General features: G+C 62.0%; 19 protein-coding genes and 1 pseudogene. 7 read left to right on the forward strand and 13 right to left on the reverse strand.

The window, feature by feature from the left end:
- The first annotated feature begins 186 nt into the window (after positions 1-186).
- The 3 genes and pseudogenes from LY284_RS27340 to LY284_RS27350 all read left to right on the forward strand — a co-directional run.
- The gene (locus LY284_RS27340) at positions 187-1,389 is read left to right on the forward strand and encodes an MFS transporter (protein ID WP_375294299.1); all 1,203 of its coding nucleotides are present in this window, start codon (positions 187-189) and stop codon (positions 1,387-1,389) included.
- A gap of 104 nt (positions 1,390-1,493) precedes the next feature.
- Positions 1,494-2,342 carry a dihydroorotate dehydrogenase electron transfer subunit gene (locus LY284_RS27345; protein ID WP_233389277.1) on the forward strand — a complete coding sequence of 283 codons (849 nt, stop codon included), beginning with the start codon at positions 1,494-1,496 and terminating at the stop codon, positions 2,340-2,342.
- A pseudogene (locus LY284_RS27350) lies at positions 2,335-2,742 on the forward strand (dihydroorotate dehydrogenase); the annotation flags it as partial. The gene LY284_RS27345 and the pseudogene LY284_RS27350, both read left to right, overlap by 8 nt.
- 355 nt (positions 2,743-3,097) lie before the next feature.
- Here the strand turns inward: LY284_RS27350 and LY284_RS27355 are convergent.
- The 4 genes from LY284_RS27355 to LY284_RS27365 all read right to left on the reverse strand — a co-directional run bounded on the left by LY284_RS27355 (position 3,098) and on the right by LY284_RS27365 (position 5,310).
- A complete protein-coding gene (locus LY284_RS27355) occupies positions 3,098-3,361 on the reverse strand; it encodes a DUF4148 domain-containing protein (RefSeq protein ID WP_233389279.1) in 264 nt (87 codons plus the stop codon).
- Between the two features lie 110 nt (positions 3,362-3,471).
- Positions 3,472-4,197: a ZIP family metal transporter gene (locus tag LY284_RS27360; protein ID WP_233389282.1), complete on the reverse strand. Its 726-nt coding sequence runs from the start codon at positions 4,195-4,197 to the stop codon at positions 3,472-3,474.
- Positions 4,194-4,757, reverse strand: coding sequence for a zinc-ribbon domain-containing protein (locus tag LY284_RS39315; RefSeq protein ID WP_375294300.1), 564 nt, complete (start codon positions 4,755-4,757; stop codon positions 4,194-4,196). Before LY284_RS39315 ends, LY284_RS27360 begins: the two co-directional genes overlap by 4 nt.
- Positions 4,735-5,310, reverse strand: a complete 576-nt coding sequence (locus LY284_RS27365) for an SgcJ/EcaC family oxidoreductase (RefSeq protein WP_233389284.1) — start codon at positions 5,308-5,310, stop codon at positions 4,735-4,737. The genes LY284_RS39315 and LY284_RS27365 overlap by 23 nt, the downstream gene beginning before the upstream one ends.
- 231 nt (positions 5,311-5,541) lie before the next feature.
- On the opposite strand from LY284_RS27365, the gene LY284_RS27370 reads away from it, so the two are divergent.
- Positions 5,542-6,465, forward strand: coding sequence for a LysR family transcriptional regulator (locus tag LY284_RS27370; RefSeq protein WP_233389286.1), 924 nt, complete (start codon positions 5,542-5,544; stop codon positions 6,463-6,465).
- A gap of 9 nt (positions 6,466-6,474) precedes the next feature.
- Here the strand turns inward: LY284_RS27370 and LY284_RS27375 are convergent, their stop codons facing one another.
- From LY284_RS27375 to aldA, 9 genes are all read right to left on the reverse strand, one after another.
- Positions 6,475-7,704 carry an aspartyl protease family protein gene (locus LY284_RS27375; RefSeq protein WP_233389288.1) on the reverse strand — a complete coding sequence of 410 codons (1,230 nt, stop codon included), beginning with the start codon at positions 7,702-7,704 and terminating at the stop codon, positions 6,475-6,477.
- Between the two features lie 62 nt (positions 7,705-7,766).
- Positions 7,767-7,925: a hypothetical protein gene (locus LY284_RS27380; protein ID WP_233389290.1), complete on the reverse strand. Its 159-nt coding sequence runs from the start codon at positions 7,923-7,925 to the stop codon at positions 7,767-7,769.
- Positions 7,926-8,017: 92 nt separating this feature from the next.
- On the reverse strand, positions 8,018-8,980 hold the full coding sequence (locus LY284_RS27385; RefSeq protein ID WP_233389292.1) for a DUF3616 domain-containing protein: 963 nt from the start codon (positions 8,978-8,980) through the stop codon (positions 8,018-8,020).
- 190 nt (positions 8,981-9,170) lie between these two features.
- Positions 9,171-10,052, reverse strand: a complete 882-nt coding sequence (locus tag LY284_RS27390; protein WP_014252965.1) for a LysR substrate-binding domain-containing protein — start codon at positions 10,050-10,052, stop codon at positions 9,171-9,173.
- 15 nt (positions 10,053-10,067) lie between these two features.
- Positions 10,068-10,985, reverse strand: a complete 918-nt coding sequence (locus tag LY284_RS27395; RefSeq protein WP_233391016.1) for a LysR substrate-binding domain-containing protein — start codon at positions 10,983-10,985, stop codon at positions 10,068-10,070.
- A gap of 161 nt (positions 10,986-11,146) precedes the next feature.
- Positions 11,147-12,805, reverse strand: a complete 1,659-nt coding sequence (locus LY284_RS27400; RefSeq protein WP_233391019.1) for a GMC family oxidoreductase — start codon at positions 12,803-12,805, stop codon at positions 11,147-11,149.
- Between the two features lie 15 nt (positions 12,806-12,820).
- Complete coding sequence (locus LY284_RS27405) at positions 12,821-14,038, reverse strand: mandelate racemase/muconate lactonizing enzyme family protein (RefSeq protein WP_233389294.1); 1,218 nt, start codon at positions 14,036-14,038, stop codon at positions 12,821-12,823.
- Complete coding sequence (locus LY284_RS27410; protein WP_233389296.1) at positions 14,035-15,339, reverse strand: nitrate/nitrite transporter; 1,305 nt, start codon at positions 15,337-15,339, stop codon at positions 14,035-14,037. Before LY284_RS27410 ends, LY284_RS27405 begins: the two co-directional genes overlap by 4 nt.
- A 113-nt stretch (positions 15,340-15,452) precedes the next feature.
- Positions 15,453-16,877 carry an aldehyde dehydrogenase gene (gene aldA / locus LY284_RS27415; protein WP_233389298.1) on the reverse strand — a complete coding sequence of 475 codons (1,425 nt, stop codon included), beginning with the start codon at positions 16,875-16,877 and terminating at the stop codon, positions 15,453-15,455.
- A 220-nt stretch (positions 16,878-17,097) separates the two neighbouring features.
- On the opposite strand from aldA, the gene LY284_RS27420 reads away from it, so the two are divergent.
- From LY284_RS27420 to LY284_RS27430, 3 genes are all read left to right on the forward strand, one after another.
- A complete protein-coding gene (locus LY284_RS27420; protein ID WP_233389301.1) occupies positions 17,098-18,243 on the forward strand; it encodes a porin in 1,146 nt (381 codons plus the stop codon).
- 109 nt (positions 18,244-18,352) lie between these two features.
- A complete protein-coding gene (locus LY284_RS27425) occupies positions 18,353-18,721 on the forward strand; it encodes a hypothetical protein (protein ID WP_041734011.1) in 369 nt (122 codons plus the stop codon).
- Between the two features lie 290 nt (positions 18,722-19,011).
- Positions 19,012-21,381: a filamentous hemagglutinin N-terminal domain-containing protein gene (locus tag LY284_RS27430; protein ID WP_233389302.1), complete on the forward strand. Its 2,370-nt coding sequence runs from the start codon at positions 19,012-19,014 to the stop codon at positions 21,379-21,381.
- Positions 21,382-21,974 lie beyond the last annotated feature (593 nt).

Here is a 21,974-nt window from a genome sequence, read left to right on the forward strand (position 1 = left end):
CCGCTAGTCATGCAGTGAAATCCAGCTTCTACATCGGGCCACGCTTGCAATTTCGGTGATTGTTGCCTGAAGCCGCGAGCCGATTTTGAGTCGTCCGAGCCGTCTATTTTTTTGTACAAACGGCGAAATAGAAGCCAGAAATGTGAATGGCGGAAGTCGATATCCGAGGTGTCAATGGAGAAAGGAATGGAAGCGAACGCGAAAGCAGCCGTATGCGAGAGATCTATTGCTCCGGCGGCGTCGGAACGGCCCGACAAATACGCATGGAAAGCGCTGGCCGGGTCAGCCATCGGTTATGCGATGGATGGCTTCGACCTGCTCATTCTTGGATTCATGCTTCCGGTCATCGCGCTGGAACTGCATCTCACCACGCAACAGTCCGGCGCGCTGGTGACATGGACGCTGATCGGCGCCGTGGCCGGCGGCATCATCTTCGGTGCGCTCAGTGACCGGTTCGGACGCATCCGCGTGCTGACATGGACGATCGTCCTGTTCGCGGTCTTTACCGGACTCTGCGCCTTCGCCACCGGCTTCTATGATTTGCTGGCCTATCGAACCATCGCCGGCATTGGCCTCGGCGGCGAATTCGGCATCGGGATGGCGCTTGCCGCAGAGGCCTGGCCGGCAAAACACCGGGCGCGCGTCTCGTCATACGTCGCGCTGGGATGGCAGTCCGGCGTGCTTGCCGCCTCGTTGCTGACGCCGCTTCTGTTGCCTCATATCGGCTGGCGCGGCATGTTTCTCCTCGGCGTGGCGCCCGCATTGGTCGCGTGGGTGGTCCGAAACAAGCTCCACGAGCCGGAAGTGTTCGTCCGCACGAAGACGACCGAGAAGAAACCCAATGCGTTCCGCATGCTCGTGATCGATCGCCGGACGACGCGCACAAGCCTGGGCATCGTCATTCTTTGCGCGGTACAAAACTTCGGCTACTACGGCATCATGATCTGGCTGCCGACGTATCTCGCGAAGACGCTTGGCTTCGGGCTGACGAAATCGGCCTTGTGGACCTCGGTGACCATCGTCGGGATGATGGTGGGCGTATACGTCTTCGGACAACTGGCGGACCGCATCGGACGCAAGCCGACATTCGTCATGTTCCAGATAGGCGCGGCTGCAATGGTCGTTGTCTACTCCACGTTGGGCGATCCTTCGGTGATGCTCTGGGCAGGCGCGCTATTGGGCATGCTCGTCAATGGAATGATAGGCGGGTACGGCGCGCTGATTCAGAAGCGTATCCGACTGCCGCGCGTGCAACCGCGCAAAACACGCTCTTCAATATCGGCCGCGCGGTGGGCGGCTTCGGTCCGATCGTCGTCGGCAGTCTCGCCGCAACCTATTCGTTTCAGGCAGCCATCGCCCTTCTGGCAAGCATCTATGTTCTCGATGTGATCGCCACGATTTTCCTCGTGCCCGAATTGAAGGGCAAGGAACTCGATTGAACGTTCGCGCGTGAGACCCGCGGGTCTCGCAGTCTTATAAAGAGTGGAGTCGTCATGTCAGCAAGCCCGTGCGGCGGCGGAAAAGCCGCGACCGTTACTTCTCATCGTTGCCGCGTCGTCGAACATTACTGGGTGAATCAGCGATACAAATACATTCGCCTCGAAGCGGATTCTCCTATTGCGACGGTCACCCAGGCTGGTCAGTTCTATCAGCTCAAGTGCCCGACCACGGCCGAGCACGAACCCTTCCTCCTCCGGCCAATGAGTGTCTATGGCGCGGGACCGGAAGACAACCGTATCGAGTTTCTCTATAACGTGACCGGCGTCGGCACGAAAGCCATGGCGACGTTGCCGGAAGGCGGCTACATGGACATCGTCGGGCCGCTTGGCAACACCTTTACGTTCAGCCCCGGCTATCGCCGCATTCTGGTCGTCGCCCGGGGCGTGGGCCTGGCCACGATGGCGCCGCTCGTCAGGGAAGCGTCGCAGGCGGGCGTCGCGATCACCGCGGTCATGTCGGCCCGTTCGCCGGCGGATCTGATGGAAAAGGAGTTTCTGCGCGGCGCAGTCGCCGACGTTCGCAGCGTCTTCGATGCCGACGGTTCCTCTTCGGTCGAAGCCGTCGCGATCCTGATTCGCGATCTGATTCACGAGCAGCAACCCGATGCGGTGTACACGTGCGGATCGCAGCGCCTGCTCATGCTGCTCCAGCGCGTCCTGAACGACTATCCGCACGTCACCGCCGAAGTGGCCATGGAGCAGCACATGGCCTGCGGCATGGGCGTTTGCCTGTCCTGCGTGCGCATGTTCGATTGCGACGGCGACCGCAGATTCCTGCGTGTCTGCCGCGAAGGTCCCGTGTTTCCGATTCGTGAAGTCGTTGGGGAGGTGGAATTTGGCTAATCTCACGACCCGGGTTGGCGACCTGATCCTGCGCAACCCCGTCATGCCGGCGTCCGGCTGCTTTGCGATCCAATATCGGGAGGCGCTCGACTTCAACCGTCTGGGCGCGCTCGTCGTGAAAAGCGTATCGCCCAAATCGCGTGCGGGTAATCCGACACCTCGCGTAGCCGATTGCCACAGCGGCATGCTGAACTCCATCGGTATCCCTAGCAAGGGGCTCGACTATTACCGCGAGCACGTATTACCGCCCTACCTGAAATTCAACACGCCCGTTGTCGTTTCCATCTCGGCCGATACCGCGGATGAATTCGGCGACGCGTGCGAGCAAATGTCGTTGCCCGAAGTCGCGGCCATCGAAGCCAACATCTCGTGCCCGAACCTCGAAGTTGGGTCTCGCGCCCGCCTGCATCAATGCGCCGGCCGATGCATCCGAGTCCGCCCTCGCACCTCTCAAGAGCGGGTTGCTCTGAGCGGCAAGTCCGAGCACATCGATCAATGAAACTTGCGGCAGGCCCGTTGATGAAGCGTTTCGCGGCTCCTGCAAGCCGCGCTCATTCGCAATCGGTTGAACGGAAGACGACTGTGCGTAGATTGATGTTGTGACCGCCAGGAGAGACAGGACGGCAAGGGTTCGCGTAAGCATGTGCGACATTCGAGGATGGGAGTGATGCGATGCTACGGTTCTGTCGCAGTGCGAAGATGAGACGAAAATGATATTTCTGTCATCGTCGGGGAGAGCCGCTCATCGCTCGACTTTATTGGCCGGTACTCGCTTCAGAGGTTGTCGGATTTGCGGCTTCTTCGGGGTGCGCTCGCAGGTAGGCCTCCCGGTTCTTTTTCCGGGAAGCCTCGGTGGGCGGATATTCGCTTCGTCTAAAGGGAAGGACGCCGTCTTTGTAGGCTTGCTCGAGTTCCTGACGCGCTTGCTCTCGCGTCTTTCCTTCGTTCAACGGACCTTCGTGAGCTTGCGCCAAGCCGGCCATCAATAGCGCGGCTGCAACAACACTTATCGATTTCATCAGTGACTCCACAATGATTGGGTCGCTTACAGCTCGACTCAGTGTGGAGCACCGACGGTGCGTCTCAATGACTGCAAGATGATAAAAAAATCATCTCGCCGTCAGCGTGATCATCCCGTCTTGACCGTCGCTTCAATCACGAAGAAGACGATGAAACCGACAAAGAATGCAGTGGTAGCCAGCGCAGTCTCAGCCACCTCATGCGCTTCGACGAGGAGCTCTTCGGTGACCAGATAGATGAGCGCAACCGTTCCCAGGCCGAGGAGTGCCGCGTAGTAGACCGAGGGCAAATTGGCAAGCACCGCGTGGGCTGCAACGGCCGATGCCGAGAGCAACACGGAAAGCGCAATCGGGACGACGATTGCCCAAAGGCTACGCACTCCGGCAGCGCTCAGCGCTGTGCTAACCGAGAGCGCCAGAAAAAGCACCTCTAGCGTGAGCGCGATGGTCAAAATCACGCCGGTTTCCTCGCCCGCCGCGAAAGCGATGCCCAGCACAAGGCCATCGATGATGAGGTCGACTGCTGTGACGACCACGAGACCGGTGGGGAGCGCGGAGCCTTCAAGCCGCACTTCCAGTCGGTTGCAGACCGCCTTGATGCCCAACATCAACCCCAGGCCCAGTGCGAAACCAATAACGACAGGCCACAGCGCATGCTTGCGGTCTTCGGGAAGCAATTCGAGCGCTGCGGCGGCGAACACGATGCCCGCCGTGAAGTGCTGGATGACGCTGGTGGTGCGCGCGCCGGGCTTGCGCGCCGAAGCGATAGCCGCGCCGGCTGCAGCAGCCAGCACGGGCGGCAGCGTGAGGAGTGCGAGTTTAACCGCGGGCGTCACGTGGCTACCGACGTGCCGCACTGACTACAGAACTTCGTGCCTGCCGCCATCGGCTGATTACACTTCGCGCAGGCCTGCGGTGTGAGCGAGGTCGCGCACTGGCTGCAAAAGCGAGCACCCTCGGCATTGGCCGCGCTACATTTGGGGCACGTCACGCCGGGTTGCGCCGGGGAAGCAGCGCGGCCGGGCGTTCTGCCCCACCCTTCATTGGGAGCGCAAGTGCGTTCGTCGGCATACCCGCCAGAATTGCCGTGGCCGTTGCCGTGATGGCCGTATCTGTCGTCATGCGATCCACCGTGCGATTGACCGTGCGACCCGCCGTGCCCGCGATCATGTCCCCCGCGGTTTTGGAAACCGTGATGGCCTCCCAACATTCTTTCAAGCCAGCTCATGGCTTTCCTCCAGTTCGGATTGAGTCCTTGCAGCCCTTTCGCCTGCGAAGCGTCATCGATCAGGGCCGTATGCTCACAGTACACACCCTGAAGTGGCTTCAAGGTCAAGAACTTTTTTAGAAAGACTCTCCAGACTGGTACAGACTCAGCCTTCGCCTTGCACGGCATCAGTATTGAACGTGTACAGAACGATTCTCCATTTTCCGTCGGTCTTGCGCAGCACGAAGACTTCGCGGTTGTAGTCGAGCACGTTCTTACCGTTTAAGACAACCACGGAGCCACGCTGATGGTGCGTGCGGACCACGGCCGTATCTCCATATACATCGATGGAATCGTAATCGAGCACCGTATTGAATTTTGCGATCCTGAATACGCTGTCGTACGCTTCGATCTTCTGCTGACGTGTCGCAAGAGTACGTTTGCCGTTCCACTCAGCGACGCTACCGTTCGCAAAAAGATCCAGAATTGCTTTCGTGTCTTTCGCATTGAGCGCAGTCTCGTACTGATGGACGACGGCGTACACCGCCCTCTGCGAGGCACTGATGGCAGGATCGCTGGAGAAGGGAGGCGTTCCCGTTTCGGACGCGGCGGCCTGAGCGATCTGCGATCCACCTAGCGTGCCGACGAGAGCAAGCATCGCAACAGTCATGCGAAACGTGTCGTACTTTTTCATTCGATCCTCAACCAGGTTATGCAGTCCGTCTGGTTGTGGCGTGTTCACTCAGGTCACTCCTGTTATCTGCCAGCATTCACGCGGCCGCCGCCGCATAGCCGAACCCTTTGCCGCACACGTGGCGGATTCCGTTGTGTGGAACTTTAGGAGGCCCGCTGCCGCCGATAAAGACGCCTGTGGGCATTTTATTTGTGCCTCTTGGGCACAAATCGGTGATGCGACGTATACTCTGGGGCACCACTGGAAACGTCGAACCGCTGTCGATAAGGAACGTCGCGCATGAAAGATTCGGCCATCGATCGACTGGGCGAGATCCAGCTCTTCTGCGCTGCGGCCAAGGCGCAAAGTTTCACTGGCGCGGCGGCGGCGGCCGGCGTGACACCGTCCGCGATCAGCAAGGCTGTGGGCCGCCTCGAAAACCGTCTCGGCTTGCTACTGTTTCATCGCACGACTCGCGCAGTCCGCCTCACGGACGATGGTCTTGTCTACTACGACGCCTGCCGTCTGGCGTTAGATAATATTCAGGAAACCGAACATTCTCTGACGGCGCATGGTCAACCGCGCGGCGAACTGAAAATAAGCGTGCCGCCAAGCTACGGCATCAAGCACATCGTCCCGCTGATACCGCAATACGTCGAGCGTTACGACGGGAAAGTGGAGGTTGCCGTGTCCCTGAGCAACGCCGTCGCCGATTTCGCGACACAGGACTTCGACATGACGATTCGTCTGGGCCAGGTTGCCGACTCACGCCTCGTTGGGCGGCTTCTTCACAACGCCCAGCTTCGCGTGGTGGCATCGCCCGAATACTTGCGCCGTCACCACGCGCCGGCTCGGCTCGAAGCATTGCGCGATCATGTGTGTCTAGGACTTGTCATGCCCGATAGCGGACGTCCGTTGCCATGGTCTTTCGCCGAGGAAGCCAAGACTGCCTACGAAATTCCTGTGCGCCCGGCAATGACGTTCGATCATCCGTTCGCGACGCTAGCCTGCGCGGTCAACGGTGGGGGCGTCACGCAACTGTTCGATTTCACGGTCGAAGACGATCTGCGCGATGGCCGGCTGGTGGAAGTACTGGCGCAATTCCGGCCGCTGCCTCAACCGATTTTCGCCGTCTATCCGACCAACCGGCATCTTTCGGCCAAGGTGCGCACGTTTGTGGACTTCCTGCTTGAGAGGCAACGCGCTCCTGGCCGAGTTGCTTGATCTTCACGATTAAATTCGCACGGTACGACGTTGTCCGTCCCGTTCGATCACGAGTGACAATTTGCCCTTCGCCGTGGTATTCAACGCGGAACTGATTTCATCCAGAGAAGCAGGATAGGCCGGCTGACCATTAACCTCGATCAGCACATCTCCGTTTCTGAGATCCTGCTCTTCGAAGGACTTCGACGTGTTAGCGGCGAACGTCACTTTGCCATCAATCAAGCGAACGCCCAGTCGACGAACTTCGATCGGATTGTCCTGCGCGAGATGGCTTTCGTCGAAACAGAACTCAAACGTGCTGGGCACGAACATATAGCGGTCGAGCTTGGCCAAGAAATCGCGGCCCAGCAGATTACTGCCTTTCTTGCCATTCACGTAAGAAAACTCAAAGCCGCCAATCGGCTGCTTGTCCAGCGAAAATCCGGTGACGAAATAGTCGGAGGATGTCTCCAATCCGTTGATGGATCCACTCTGACGTGTCCCGGTGAGTTTGGCCGCTTTGGCCTGTTTAAGCAGCTTGAGCGTCTCAGCATCGATGCTCGAACCTTCCGCGCCTGTATCGATAGCAAACTCGATAAACTGATCTCCCGTGCGCAGATAGAGCGCGGGCCCAGTCACCGGCGGCCCATCCCGATAAGGCACGCAGTGCGCAAAATGCTCGTTCGCCGGTGGATGTTGCCAGATGGTGAGCGTTTTCTTGCGATTATCGAGAACCCAACTGAACTGGCGAAAAATCTCGACGCCTAGAATACCGTCGATCGGCGCGGTTTTCTTCGCCATTGCAAGTATCAATAAATCGACGCCAAACCATGGGTAGAAGTCCGGTACGACATGGCCGCCGATTTCGATCGGTTGAGCTTTCCATAAGCGCAGCCGGTCCTTCGCCAATTTCTCGCCATCCGCTGCGTTTATGCCCCGGTCTATTGCTGAACGAAAAACGGTGGCCGTCTGATAGTTACCGGGTTTCGTGATCGTCGAGGCGAAATGATTATCCAGGACCGTGTAACCAAATCCCGTGTCCAACAGGAAGCGATAATCTCTTCCTGCAATCCTAAGTGGAACGATCAAACCATATATCGGGCTGAAGGACGTGCTCAGAACAGGTGCCGCAGCGCTTTGCTTCGGCACGACTTCTTTCGGCGTTTCAGCTGGCTTATTACACGCACTCAGTGAGGCAACGCTTATTGCCAACGCCCCAAAAAGAAGGGCTGCTAACTTAACTCGCTTTACTTGTTCCATCTTGCACCCGAACACTTTTGATCTGAAGCCTTGCTACGCCGCCCCTTTCCGTCGACCGGGCCCTACGGCACGTCGGCATGGGGTTTCAGTTTTCTTGTTGCGAGAATGAGCAGCAGGTAAAGCATGCTGATTCCACCCGCCACGACCATGACCGCGAAAATGAATGCCGCCGTTTGCAGGCTGATCGCCGTGAATGCACAGACGGCGATGACGGCCAGCATGAGATCGTGCCCGCGCCGTGTACCACGCGTTTCCCCGACAGCCGCGGTACGCACATCCCACGCTAAAGTAAGGGAAGAATGCCGATGAAAACCTACGGAATCTGGATGCTCAAGCTTCGAAACAATCGAAAATCGGCATCTTCGATTTCCTTGCATTCTCGATCGCCGAATTTTCTTTCGCCGTCGTCGCTGAGCACTTGAATCGTTTCCTTATCGGGGATTTCGAAGAGTGCTTCCGGCGACAATCCGTCGAAGCCGACGCTTCTCACCGGCTCCGGCGCATCCGACGGCTTCCCCGACCACTTGAACAGGGCGAACGTCCCCTTCTTTGCCGGCGGACCTGCAACAATGAGGTAGCTGCCCTTCACCCGTTCGATGCTGCGTATCCCTCGCTTCTGGAGGTCGAGTGCAATAGGCGCCCCGAGCCGGGCCTTCTTTCCCTCGATCAACTCCTGCGGATTTTCCAGCGGCACGATGAGCGCCTTTCCCTTGATGATCGGGTTGCGAAATCCGATCAAGAGCTGGCCATCGGGTGTCGCCGCGAGTCCCTCGATGTTCAACCCATCTTTCGCTTCGGCTGCCAGACTGCTCGCGGCGTCGAGCTTGAACGGTTTCAGATCGGTGTCGGCGAGCAAGTCATCGAGAAGTCGAGTGTACGGAGTTCCAACCACCTTCAGCGTCACTGAATCGCCTTGTCCGACAATGTCGGTCGCGAAGAAGCGATGTCGTTGCTCGCGGAGTTTCCCCTTCGCATTTCTTCCGTGAGACGCGATCCAGAAGATTCTGTTTCCGATCCTCGCGGCACCTTCGAGATCCGATTCGTCATTGCCCAACGAATCGATGACCGACACGCTCGATACTTCCTTCGCTTGACCGCGACGATATATTTTGAGTACGTTGTGCTCGTCGTCGGCTACTGCGAACAGATTCTCGTCCAGTGCGATGGCCGCCGAAGCGTCGCAGATGCCTCGGTATTCCGTTATCGAAGGTTCGCTTGCTGCAAGCGCGCTGCCGAGCAGCGTCATGCACAAAATGGCTACGGCGCTATTTTTCATTGCGATCTCCTCTCGCGTGATCCGCCTGACCGCCAAACACGTCCCACAAGCAATCCGAATCCAGCGCTCGTCCTTACGTATTTCGTCTCACCCGCATCGAGCGTACATTAATACCGAAACTTGAGGGCGCCGATGTCGGCGTTCTCGAACCTCGTCGGCGTGTTTCCGCCGAAATGTTTTCCCAGCGCCCCTACGCCTGCGCAGCCTTCGCCCCCTCGCCACGCAACCACTCCGCAAACGCCTGCACACTATCCGAGCTCGCCTCCGCAGGCGCGATATCCAGCCAGTACCCATACGGCCCCGTCGATTCCACCGGCGAGAGCAGCACGAGCGAACCCTCGTGCAACTCATCGGCGATCATGTTCCGGTCCACCACCGCCAGCCCGGAGCCCGCGCGCGCCGCGTGAATCGCCTGATCGAGCGTCGAGAACTCGATGCCGTTCTCGCCGTACGCGCGCGGCAGTCCCGCCGCGTCGAGCCAGTTGGGCCACAGCGTGAGCCGCGCATCGTTATGCAGCACGTGCAGCGCGGGCAGCCGCTGCAATAGCGCCTCGACGGGCTGCCCCGCGAACTTCATCGCGCCGGCAAGCACGTGCCGCTCGATGAACAGCAACTCCGACCGATGATCCGCCCGCGCCTCGTAGCCGAAGCGAATGCTGCATTGACGTTCGTCGATGGCATCGGTGCGCACGGAAAGATCGATGTCGGGCACCGCGTCCATCAGCGAGCCGAGGCGTGGCGAAAGCCAGCGCGTCGCGAAAGTCGGCGGCGCGCTCACGGTCAGACGCCGGCGCTCGCCGCGTTGGGCGGTCGACAGCGAACGCGTCACGCGCTCGATCGAATCGAACGCATCGGACAAACACGCGAGCAGTTCCGCGCCCTGCTTCGTAAGACGTATGCCCTTGTGATCGCGATCGAACAGCTTCGTGCCGAGCGCCTCTTCGAGCAGGCGAATCTGGCGGCTCACCGCGCCGGGCGTCACGCACAGCGCCGCGGCGGATTTGTTGAAGCTCATATGGCGCGCGCTCTCTTCGAAAAAGCGCAATGCGGTCAGGGATGGCAGCCGGCGCATGATCGTCTCTCCCGCTCAGGCGCGCGCAGGCTTTCCGCCACGCCCGCGCGTCTGCTTTTCGATCTCGGCGCGCAGCCACTCGCGAAACAGCGCGACCTGAGGCGAATCGTCCTGGCCGGTGCGCGTGACGAGCCAGTACGACTGATGCCCGTCCACCTCGACATCGACGATCGGCACGAGCGTGCCCTGCCGCAATTCGTGCGCGATCATGTGACGATCCGCGATGGTGACGCCCAGCCCGTCGACGGCCGCGCGGATCGCGTGATCGAGCAGGTCGAACTCGTAGCCGCCGCGCGTATCTACACCGCCGATATCCGCGGCCTTGAGCCAGTGCTGCCAGGTGAGATAGCGCTGATCGCTGGCCGCGAGCACATGCAGCAGCGTGAACGCGTTCAGGTCGATGTCCGAGGTATCGCGCTCGCCGATCAGCGCCGGCGAGCACACCGCGATATGCCGCTCGTTCATCAGCAATTGATTATCGAGGCTGTCCCACTCGCCGTTGCCGAAGCGAATCGCGCAATCGAGCGCGCCCGATTCGACGAGATCGTCCCTGAGACGCGTGGTCAGCGTGATTTCGAGCTCGGGCGCGGCGGTGCGCAAGGATTGCAGCCGCGGCATCAGCCAGCGGCTGGAAAAGGTAGGCGGCGCGTTGATGCGCAAACGCTTCAGATGCGTCTTCTCCTGAATGCTGCGCACGGTCAGTTCGATGCGGTCGAACGACATCTTCAGCGCCTGCAGCAGAAGCCGCCCCGTCGCCGACAGTTCGAGATGATGATGCCGACGCAAAAGAAGCGGCTCGCCGAGCTGCGTTTCGAGCTGACGCACCTGACGGCTCACCGCGCTTTGCGTGACATGCAGCATTTCGGCCGCGCGCGTGAAGCTGCCGGTGTGTCCGGCCACCTCGAAGGCCCTCAGCGCGTTCAGGGCGGGCATCTTTCGCTTCACGTCGGTCTCCCTTTCCTCGCGTTCGAGGCGCGCTTTTAGCACGCGTCGGCGCCGGACCATGCCGCTCTCAGGCAGCATTTTACGAATCGAGGCAAATTATGCCGCTTCAGGGCGTGAAAGCGTAGTGACGCGCTCACGCCCCGCGCGCATCAGCCGATCGCGGCAGACTCCGCCGGCTCGGGAAGCCGGGCAGCGGTGGCGCGCGCGTCGTCGAGGATCATGTCCGCGCCTTTCTCGGCGACCATCATCACCGGCGCATTCAGATTGCCCGACGTGATGTTCGGGAAAACCGACGCGTCCACGATCCGCAAGCCCTGCACGCCATGCACGCGCAGCCGTTCGTCGACGACCGCGGTGGCCGCGTCCGGCCCCATCGCGCAGGAGCCGCACAGGTGGTAGATCGAACCCGACTGCTCGCGGAAATACGCCAGCATGTCGGCATCGCTCCGCACGTTCGGCCCCGGCGAGATTTCCTCCGCCGTGACCGCGCGCAGCGCCTTCGAATTCATGATCTTGCGCACGAGCTTGCTGCCCTGCACCGCCTCACGGATGTCCTTCGGCGTCGTCAGCGCGTTGATGCGGATCTTCGCGGCATCCTCGACACGGTCCGAAGCGATCTCGACCGAGCCGCGGCTCGTCGGCCGGCACGGATTGAAGCACAGCAGGAAACCGGAATACGGCTCGGGTTCGAGCTGCGCCTTGCTGCTCTTCGGAATGCGATACGACAGCGGATTGAAGTAAAGCTGGAGGTTCGGTTCCGCCTCGCCGTCATCGCCCTTGAAGAATCCGCCCGACTGATTGACGCTCATCGAGAGCGGCCCTTTGCGCGAGGTCAGATAGCGCAGCGCGGCCTTTGCCTTGCCGAAAAGCGAGCCGAGCTCGTCATTCAGCGTCTTCACCGTCGCGCGATAGTAAAAGCTCACGCACAGATGATCCTGCAGATTCTTGCCGACCGCGGGCAGTTCGTGCACGACGGGAATGCCGTGCTTCGCGAGCAACGCGCGTTCGCCGAGGCCGGAAAGCTGCATCAGCTTCGGCGAATCGACCGCGCCCGCCGACAGAATTACTTCACGCTTCGCGCGGAACCGCAGCGACTCCCCGTTGCGCGTCGCGGTCACGCCCGTCGCGCGCTTGCCGTCGAACATCACGCGGCTCACGCTCACGTTGCGCTCCACGCGCAAATTCTTGCGCCCTAGCACAGGATGCAGATATTCGAAGCTGCTCGACGAACGCTCGCCCTTGCGCGCATTGAGATCGTAGACGGTCGCGCCTTCGTAGTCCGCGCCGTTGATGTCGCCGGTCACGGGATAGCCCGCCTGCCGCGCGCCTTCCAGGAAGGTGCCGCAGATCGGATGCGCGCCGTCTTTCATCGACGAAATGGCGATCTTGCCGTGCGCGCCGTGATATTCGGTGTCGCCGGCCCAGTGCGATTCGAGGCGGCGGAAATACGGCAGCACGTCGCGGTAGCTCCAGCCCGCGTTGCCCGCGCGCGCCCAGTCGTCGAAATCGTGCGGCTGGCCGCGAACGTAGATCATCGCGTTGATCGAGCCGGAGCCGCCCTGCACCTTGCCGCGCGGGCAATACAGCGAACGGTTCTTCAGTTGCGCTTCCGGCTCGCTGTAGTACATCCAGTTGTATTGCGGGTTGTAGTAGGTCTTCGTGAAGCCGACCGGCACCCTGAACCAGAACGAATCGTCCGCGCCGCCCGCTTCGAGCAGCAGCACCGAATGCTCGCCGGACTCCGTCAGGCGATTGGCGAGAATGCAGCCCGCCGATCCCGCGCCGACGATGATGTAGTCGAATTCCATGTCTTTCATGCCTGATTAGCCCTTGGCGGGCGCGAGATCCTTCACGTCGGCGGGTTGCGCCGCCATCTGCAGATGCAGCCGTTCGCCCGTGTACGGCGTATGCGCGCGCACGACGTCCATGTTCAGTTCGACGCCGAGCCCCGGCTCCGTCGACGGAATGATGTAGCCATCTTCCCAGCGGATCGGCTTCTTCAGCACTTCGGCGTGGAAGCCGCCCCACGTCTCGATGCTTTCCTGAATCAGAAAGTTCGGCGTACATGCGGCGATCTGAATGCTCGCGGCCGCCCCGACAGGACCGTTGTAAAGATGCGGCGCGATCTGCGCGTAATAGACCTCGGCGAGGCTCGCGATCTTCTTCGCTTCGAGCAGGCCGCCCACGCGCCCGACATTGAATTGCAGGATCGACGCCGCTTTCGCTTCGAGCAGCTTGAAGAACTCGTACTTCGTCGTGAGGCGCTCGCCCGCCGCGATCGGAATGCTGGTCTTCGCGGCGACTTGCGCCATCGCGCCTTCCTGGCCCGGCGGCACCGGCTCCTCGAACCACAGCGGATCGAACTTCGCGAGACGCTGCGCGAGACGGATCGCGGATGACGGCACCATCTGGCCGTGCGTGCCGAACAGCAGATCGGCCTGGCTGCCGACGGCCTCGCGCACCTTGCGGCAGAAGGTTTCGCAGCGGTCCATCACGTCGAGCGAAAGCTGATGGCCCGAGTACGCGGTGTACGGCCCCGCCGGATCGAACTTGACGGCGGTAAAGCCCTTCGCCACGTTATGCGCGGCGCATTCGGCGGCGAGATCCGGATCGTCGTAGTCGTATTCGCCGCGGCTATTCTTCGAATACAGATACGTGTACGAACGCAGGCGTTCATGCACGCGCCCGCCGAGCAGCTCGTAGACGGGCTTGCCCGCCGCCTTGCCGATGATGTCCCAGCACGCCATTTCGAGGCCGCTCACGACGCCCATCATCGTGAGATCGGGGCGCTGCGTGAAGCCGCTCGAATACGCCTCGCGATAGAAGCGTTCGACGCGATGCGGATCGTGGCCTTCCAGATAACGCTGAAACACATCTTCGATGATCGGCACCATCGCCTTCGGATGGAACGTCGCGGAATAGATCTCACCGACGCCTTCGATGCCGCACGCCGTGCGCAGCTTGACGAAGATCCAGTACATGCCGCCGATATGAGGCGGCGGCACGGCGACGATATGCGTTTCCAGTGCGGCGATTTTCATTGTTGCGCTCCCTGTTTCGCGAGTCGAAGTTTGAACAAGATGGCCGCCACGCCGCCGAGCGCGGACATGAAGGCGATATAGCCGAAGTACAGTTGATATCCGTAGACACCCGGATAGTTCTGCGTCAGATAGCCGTTGATGAGCGGCAGCACCGCATCCGGCGAATAGCCGACAACGGACACGAGGCCGATCGCGAGACCCATCGTTTCTGCGGGCACCTTGCATTGATCGAGCAGCGACCAGTAGAGGCCGCGAATCGCGTAGGTCATCACGCCGATGAACAGCACGAGCACCGCGACGAGCGCATGACTCGACATGCCGGGCGCTGCCATCAGCGCGATGAGCGCGGCGGACGCCGAGAACAGTGCGACGATCAGCACGGAAGTCTTCGAAAAGCGATCGCCGAGAAAGCCGCCGCCGATGCCGCCGATCGGCCGCATCCACAGCTTGAGCGTCGTGATGAAGCCCGCCGCGACCACCGTCAGGCCGATTTCCTTTTCATGCAGATACGCGGAGAAGCTGTACGTGGACCAGAAGACCTGATAGCCGCAGAACACGATCGCGGAAAGCAGCGCGAGTTGCGGATTCTTCGCGAGCGAATAGAGATCGCGCAGCACGTTGCGCTTTTCGCGCTTCACCGCCGTCGCGGCCGCGCCGCCGTTCGGATCGCGCACGAGACCGAGCACCACGCCGAGCCCGATGCACAGAAACGCGTACATATAGACGACGAGCCGGAAGCCCGCTTCGGTCGATGCGCCGCGCGTCTGCGTCATCCACGCGAAGAGCGAAATCGCGATGGTCGCGAGCAGCGCTTCGATCAGGCCGCGCCCGCCGTCGAGAAAGCCGAAGAAGCGGCCTTGCTCGTCCGCGCCTGCGATCATCGATACGCGCTTGATGATCGCGGCCCAGAACGTGAGGCCGGTCGTCAGGCCCCAGCCGCCGAAGATCGCGATCAGCGCGCCGAACGAAGGCGCCGTGGAATACCAGAGCCCGAGCGCGCCCGTCGCGATCAGCGAAAAGCTGATGAGCACGCGGGGCCTTACGCGGTCCGCGAGCCAGCCGCTCGGCAGATAACAGACGAGGAAGATCGTGCCGAGCGCGGAGTACAAGTAACCGAGTTGCGCCTCGGAGATGTGGAAGACTTCGAGCATCGTCGGCTGATAGACCTGCCGCAGATACAGAATCGGATAAATGGCGCCGGCGGCGATCACGAGCAGCGCGAGCTGGATATAGCGGTCGGCGCGCGAGCTTTCGCGCGGTGCGGCGACGCTCGCACCGGATTGAGCGGGATTCGATGACACGGATGTGCTCCTCGAAGAGCCGCGTCACGACACGTCGATGCCGTGACGCCGGATCTTCACTATGTTTTTGTTGGGTGAATTGAGCGCGGACCGGCGAGCGCCGGCCGCGAGAATCAGTACTTCATGACGACGAGACGCGTTTGCGTGAATTCGAGCATGCCGTGCTTGCCGTCGTCGCCGCCGATGCCGGAGCGCTTCCAGCCCGCATGAAAGCCCTGATAGGGATCGGCGGGCGTGCGGTTGATGTAGAGCTCGCCCGCTTCGATCGCGTTGGCGACTTTCATCGCCGTGCGGTAGTTCTCGGTGTAGAGCACCGACGAAAGCCCGAACTGATGATCGTTCGCCATCGAGAGCGCTTCGTCGATCGTGCCGTACTTCAGCACCGCGAGCACGGGACCGAAGGTTTCTTCCTGCACGATCTCCATGTCCTGGCGGCAGTTCGAAAGCAGCGTCGGCGGATAGAAAAAGCCCTTGCCCGCCGGCACTTCGCCGCCGGTTTCGAGCGTCGCGCCCGCTTCGATCGCGCGGCGGACCATCGCGTGAATGCCGTCGCGCGACGCCTTGTTCACGAGCGGGCCCATGTGGCTCGCGTCTTCGCTGCGGTCGCCGATCCGCTTCGCTTGCATCTGCGCGCGCAGCAGGCCGAGGAACGCGTCATGAATGCTCTCGTGCACGTACACGCGCTCGATGGCCGTGCAGAGCTGGCCGCTGTGCGTGAGCTTCGAGGCGACGAGCTCGCGCGCCGCCTTCTCCAGATCGGCATCCGGCTCGATGATCGCGGGCGTCTTGCCGCCGAGTTCCAGCGAAGGCTTCGCGATGTTCGCCTTGCAGTATTCGAGCACCTTGCGGCCCGCGTTCACGCTGCCCGTCAACGTGATCATGCCGACCTTCGAGTGCGTGCAGACGATTTCGGCGGTGGCGTGATCCATCGCGAGAATATTGACGACGCCCGCGGGCAGCGCCGCGCGTTCGACCGCGCGCGCCAGTTCGAAGGCCGACAGCGGCGTGTTGTTGCTCGGGCGCACGACGACCGTGTTGCCCGCGATCAGCGCGGGCGCGATCTTGCGCATGAGCGTGTAGATCGGGAAGTTGAACGGGATCAGGCACGCAACCACGCCAATCGGCTCGCGATGCAGCACGAGGTTCTCATCAGTCGTATCGCTCGGAATGACTTCGCCTTCGATGCGCCGCGCCCATTCCGCGTGATAGCGCGTGATCTGCGCCGCGTAGACGGCCTCGTTGATCGCGTCGAGCAGGCTCTTGCCGGATTCCATCGCGAGCGCCGCGCCGATCTCGGCGGAGGCTTCGGCGATCGCATCGGCGAGACGCTGCATATGCGCGCCGCGCTCGGCCGCGGGCGTCACGCGCCACAGGCGTTGCGCGGCGGCGGCCTGATCGACCGCCGTAAGCGCCTGTTCACGCGATGCGTTGTGAACATGGCCCAGCAACGCCTCGGTCGCGGGATTCAGGATGGCGGTGACTTCGTCGCTCACGGGCTCGATGAAACGTCCGTTCACAAAATTCCGTTCTAGCTTCATGTCTGGCGGGTTCCTTGATCGCTGTGCAACGCATTCTTTCGTGCGTCGCGCTGCAACGACAAGCGAAGAATTCGCTGGAAGAACATTCAAAAAACTCACGATGGCTGTTCGACTAAATCCTTTTTCAGGGTCGTTCGCATCGCTCACAATCGGTCGCTCGCGGTTCCGGCGAGCGTCTGCCGGGACTTCTTCATCCAAAAGTAAAAGACTTGAGACTTACATGAGAATCAAAGCAATTTCGCTTGCCGCGCTCGCGTGCATCGCATCGTCGGCTCATGCGCAAAGCAGCGTCACGCTGTTCGGCGTGCTCGACGAAGGGTTCGACTACACGAGCAACGTCGGCGGAAATCGCGCGTATGAACTGACGAGCGGTTATGCGTCGGGCAGCCGCTGGGGTTTGCGCGGCGTGGAGGATCTGGGCGGCGGCACGCAAGCGGTGTTTCAGCTCGAAAGCGGCGTGAACCTGAGCAACGGCGCGGCCGGGCAAGGCGGACGCATGTTCGGGCGGCAGGCTTACATCGGCGTGACCAACGACCGGTTCGGCTCGGTCAGGTTCGGCCGTCAATACGATTCGGTGGTCGACTATCTCGCGCCGACGACGGCCAACGGCAACTGGGCGGGCTATCTGTTCGCGCATCCGTTCGACAACGACAACACCGACAACTCGTTCCGCGTGAACAACACGGTGAAGTACGCGAGCCCGTCCTTCGCCGGATTCCAGTTCGGCGGCACGTACAGCTTCAGCAACGACACAAACTTCGCGAACAACCGGCAATTCAGCGTCGGGGCGTCGTATGCGAACGGCGGCCTGCTCGCGGGCGCGGCCTATCTGCGCGCCGATGGCACCGGCCTCACGGCGAACGGCGCCATCGCCACGAACGATGCGAGCTTCATCGCGCAGCGCATGCAGATCTTCGGCGTGGGCGTGAACTACACGTTCGGCAAGGCGACGGCGGGCTTTGCCTATACGAATTCCAGCTATGCGAATCCGGTGACGAACGGATATATCGGTGTGCCGCTCGCGTCGGCGGGCAACACGCTCAGGAACCTCAAGTATCAGAACTTCGAAGTGAACGGGAAATATCAGTTCACGCCGGCATTCTTCGTCGGCGCGCAGTATGTCTACTCGATGGAAACCTACGATTCGACGGCCGGCACCGTGAAGCCGCACATTCATTCGGCGGGCCTGATGGCGGACTACTTCCTCTCGAAGCGCACGGACATTTACGTGCAGGGCGCGTATCAGAAGATCGCGGGCAGTTCGACGGATTCCGTCATGGATCAGGCGTTCATTCCGGGCACGCAGGGTGTGTCGTCGAACTCGGAGCAGTTCGTCGCACGCGTGGCGCTGCGGCACGCGTTCTGACATCTTTCGCACGAAGCCTGCATGGCGGCCGCGCCGGACCATACGCGCGCCGCATGCTGCGGGCGCGCACAGCGTGCTATCGTCGATGCGTCATTTCGATGCCGCCATCATGAGCCAAGTGCGCTATCCCCTGGGGCCCGATGACCGGGTTCATCTGCTGTGCTGGCTCACGTGCGGAATGCTCGGCGCGTACTACATCGAAGGCGACTGGCCCGATACGTCGTTTCAGGTGCGCGCGGCGCATCGCTGGCTCGACCGGCATCATCGCGCGGCGGAGTGGATCGAAACCGCGCGGCTTTCGGCGGCCGCGCAGTCGCTCGCCATGCGCTTTGCCACGACGCTCGACGCCGACGCCTCGCGCGGCGACATCGAGCGCATTCTCGAAGGCGAAGATCTCGACTACGAGAGCGCGCTCGTGCAGCGCATCTATCACGAATGCTGGATCGAACTGACGAGCCGGCGCAAGCCTTCGCACTAGAAGCGCTTTCAATCTCCCTTCATATTTGCATCCCGCGGCGCTCAATTTCCATGCCGCGCCGCACACGTGCCCCGACGCGTCTCGCGTGCGCGCAGCCCCATTTTTTTGAGCCGCACGAATGTGCGGAACCCCACATAGGCGCGCAACGCCGGGCGCTACCATCGGCGCGCCTGCTCGCACGTCGATGTTCGCGCTCCCGTGATCGAATCGCCGGGGCGAAAAGCGGCTACACCGTCAGCGGCCAAAACGACCATAAACGAACAAAAACGCCCGATTGAACGGAGGCAGCCATGCAGCGCAGCATTCGTCCGCTTCTTTCCCCAAGCCGTATTCGTCGCCGCGCCCGCCTGCGGCCGCTCGCGATGCTCGTGCCGCTCCTTGCGGGCATGTCGTGCGCGACGCTCGCCGGCATCGCCGAGGCCGCGCCGCCATTGCCGGCCGGCGGCCAGTTCGTCGCGGGCAGCGGCGCGATCGCGGGCGGCGGCGCGTCGCTGACGATCAATCAGACGACATCGCGCGGCGTCATCGACTGGAATAGCTTTTCGATCGGCGGCGGACGGCAGGTGACGTTCAACAACGGCAACGGCGCGACGCTCAATCGCGTGACGGGCGGCGATGCTTCGGTGATCCTCGGCCAGCTCAACGCGACGGGCAGCGTGTATCTCGTCAATCCGCAGGGCGTGCTGGTGGGCCCGGGCGGCGTCGTGGCGACGGGCGGGCGCTTCGTCGCGTCGGCGCTCGACATCGGCAACGACGCGTTCATGCAAGGCGGCCCGCTCACGCTCTCGGGCGGCGGCGACGGCATGGTCATCAATCTCGGCAAGATCGGTTCGAGCGGCGGCGACGTGTTTCTCGTGTCGCGCACGGCAGCGGTGAATGGCGGCAGCATCAGCGCGCCGCAGGGCACGGTCGAGATCGCGGCGGGCAATCAGGTGTTGCTGCAGGACGCGTCGGGCGGGCAGCAGGTCTTCGTGCAGGCGGGCAGCGGCGGCACGGCCATGAACGGCGGCGCGATCGCGGCGGCGCAGGCGAACCTGCAAGCCGCCGACGGCAACGTCTACGCGCTCGCGGGCAACAGCGCCGCGATCCGGGCGACCGGCACGGCGACGCGCGACGGCCATGTGTGGCTCGTCGCCGACCAGGGCAACGTGCACGCGAACGGCGCGATCGCCGCGGCCAACGCGGACGGCAGCGGCGGCACGGTCGAGACGAGCGGCAACACGCTCGATATCGCGGGCGCGAACGTCCAGGCGCGCACCTGGAAGCTCGGCGCGCCGGCCTTCACCGTCGATCAGACGAGCGGCGCTTCACTCGCGCGCAGCCTGACGAACGGCACCTCGGTCGATGTCGAAACGGCGAGCGGCGATCTCGCCGTGAACGGCAACGTGCAATGGAGCGGCAACGGATCGCTGACGCTCGGCGCGGCGCATAACGTGACGATCGCTCCCGGCGCGACGATCGGCAACACCGGCAACGGCAATCTCACGCTGCGCGCCGATGCGGGCGGCATCGACAACGGCGGCGGCGTGACCAATGGCGGCACGATCGACTGGTCGAAGAGCGGCGGCATCGTGAGCGCGCTCTACGACATGAACGGCACGTACGCGCCGGGCACCGTGCTCACGAACAGCGGATGGACCGCCGCGCCGTATAGCGGGGTCGTCGCGCAGGCGAGCGCGTACAAGCTCGTGAACAATCTCGGCGATCTGCAAAAGGTGTCGCAAGACCTCGCGGGCAGCTATGCGCTCGGCAAGGATATCGATGCGAGCGCGACGAGCTATCCGAACTACTTCACCGCGATCGGGGCGACGTCGACGCCGTTTACCGGCCAGTTCGACGGCTTCGGTCACACCATCGACAAGCTCGCGTCGATCTCGAATGCCAACGACGACTATTACGGCATGTTCGGCGTGATCGGCGCGAGCGGCGTCGTGCGCAACCTGAATCTCACGAACGCGAGCGTGAGCGGCTATTCGTCGGGCGGGCTCGGCTTGCTCGCCGGGCAGAACGACGGGCTCGTCACCTACGTCAATACCGCGGGCGCGGTCAGTCAGAACGGCTTCGGCGGACGCGGCGCGGGCGGGCTCGTCGGCGTGAACAACGGGACGATCGAGCGCTCGTCGAGCACGGCGGACGTCGGCTATCAGACGCCGGCGGGCGGGCTCGTGGGCACGAACAACGGCACCGTCGCGCAGTCGTATGCGACCGGCACGACCTTCGCCGGCTCCCACGGCGAGACGGCGGGGCTCGTCGCGTTCAACGCGGGGCTCATCACGCAGTCGTACGCGACGGGCGGCGTCGGCGGCTTCGGCGGTGGCGGGCTCGTGTACGACAACGGCACGACGGGCGTCATCAACGAATCGTTCGCGGTCGGGCAGGTCGGCGGCGGCGGGCCGCCGGGCGATGCTTACGGCGGGATCGCGGCGTACAACCAGGGCGCGATTCACAACAACGTCTACTGGAACAAGGAGACGACGATTCGGACGAGCGCGGCGGGATCGAACTCGGGCACGGTGCCGCCCGATTCGAACGGGCTGACGACGGCGCAGATGAGCAACGTGTCGAATTACCTCGACTGGAATATTCCGGCGGGTGGCGTCTGGGCGATGCCGGCCGGCGCGACGCATCCGGTATTGCAGTGGCAGCAGGCGCAGCCTTGAGGTGGGTGGAAGTTCATTAACCGGACAGGAACGGCAACTCGTGTGCGGTGTGCTCGTCCGAAGCGCACATCCATCCGGACGAAATGGTTCGTGACCATTCAGCAGTCGCAGCACGAAAGCTGCGACTGACAGAGCCGGATGACTAGCGCTGGTGCACCGCTTTTTCCATCGATGGATTGCTGCCGAGCGAAGAGACACCGAGGGGCTGCTCCCTTGCCTCGCATCATTCATATCACCGCCTCATTAAGACAACTCCCATATTAATTTTAGGGACAGACTGATAGCGTTGCAATCCTGCTGTTTAGCAAAAATTCGCAATGCCAAGCATCAATCATCAGTCGGCTCGTTTGACGTCAGCGCGTGAATCGACGCCTCGTCATGGATTCAACGCGTCGGCTGATTCGCATGACCCTCGCCTGCTCGACACCTAACTCCGCGAGCGTTAGCCTGCTCGAAGCGGAAGTGTTCGACCCCTTACGTCAATCGCTTGCTCCAAAAGCACCGGCTTCGTGGTCCGCTGCATCATCGATGCACGGCACCGCGCCGAATTCGCTGACCCTGCCTCAAGGTGAAAGGACCTCCTGCATCGCACT

This window comes from Caballeronia sp. PC1 (assembly GCF_021353155.1).
Classification (GTDB): Bacteria; Pseudomonadota; Gammaproteobacteria; order Burkholderiales; family Burkholderiaceae; genus Caballeronia; species Caballeronia cordobensis.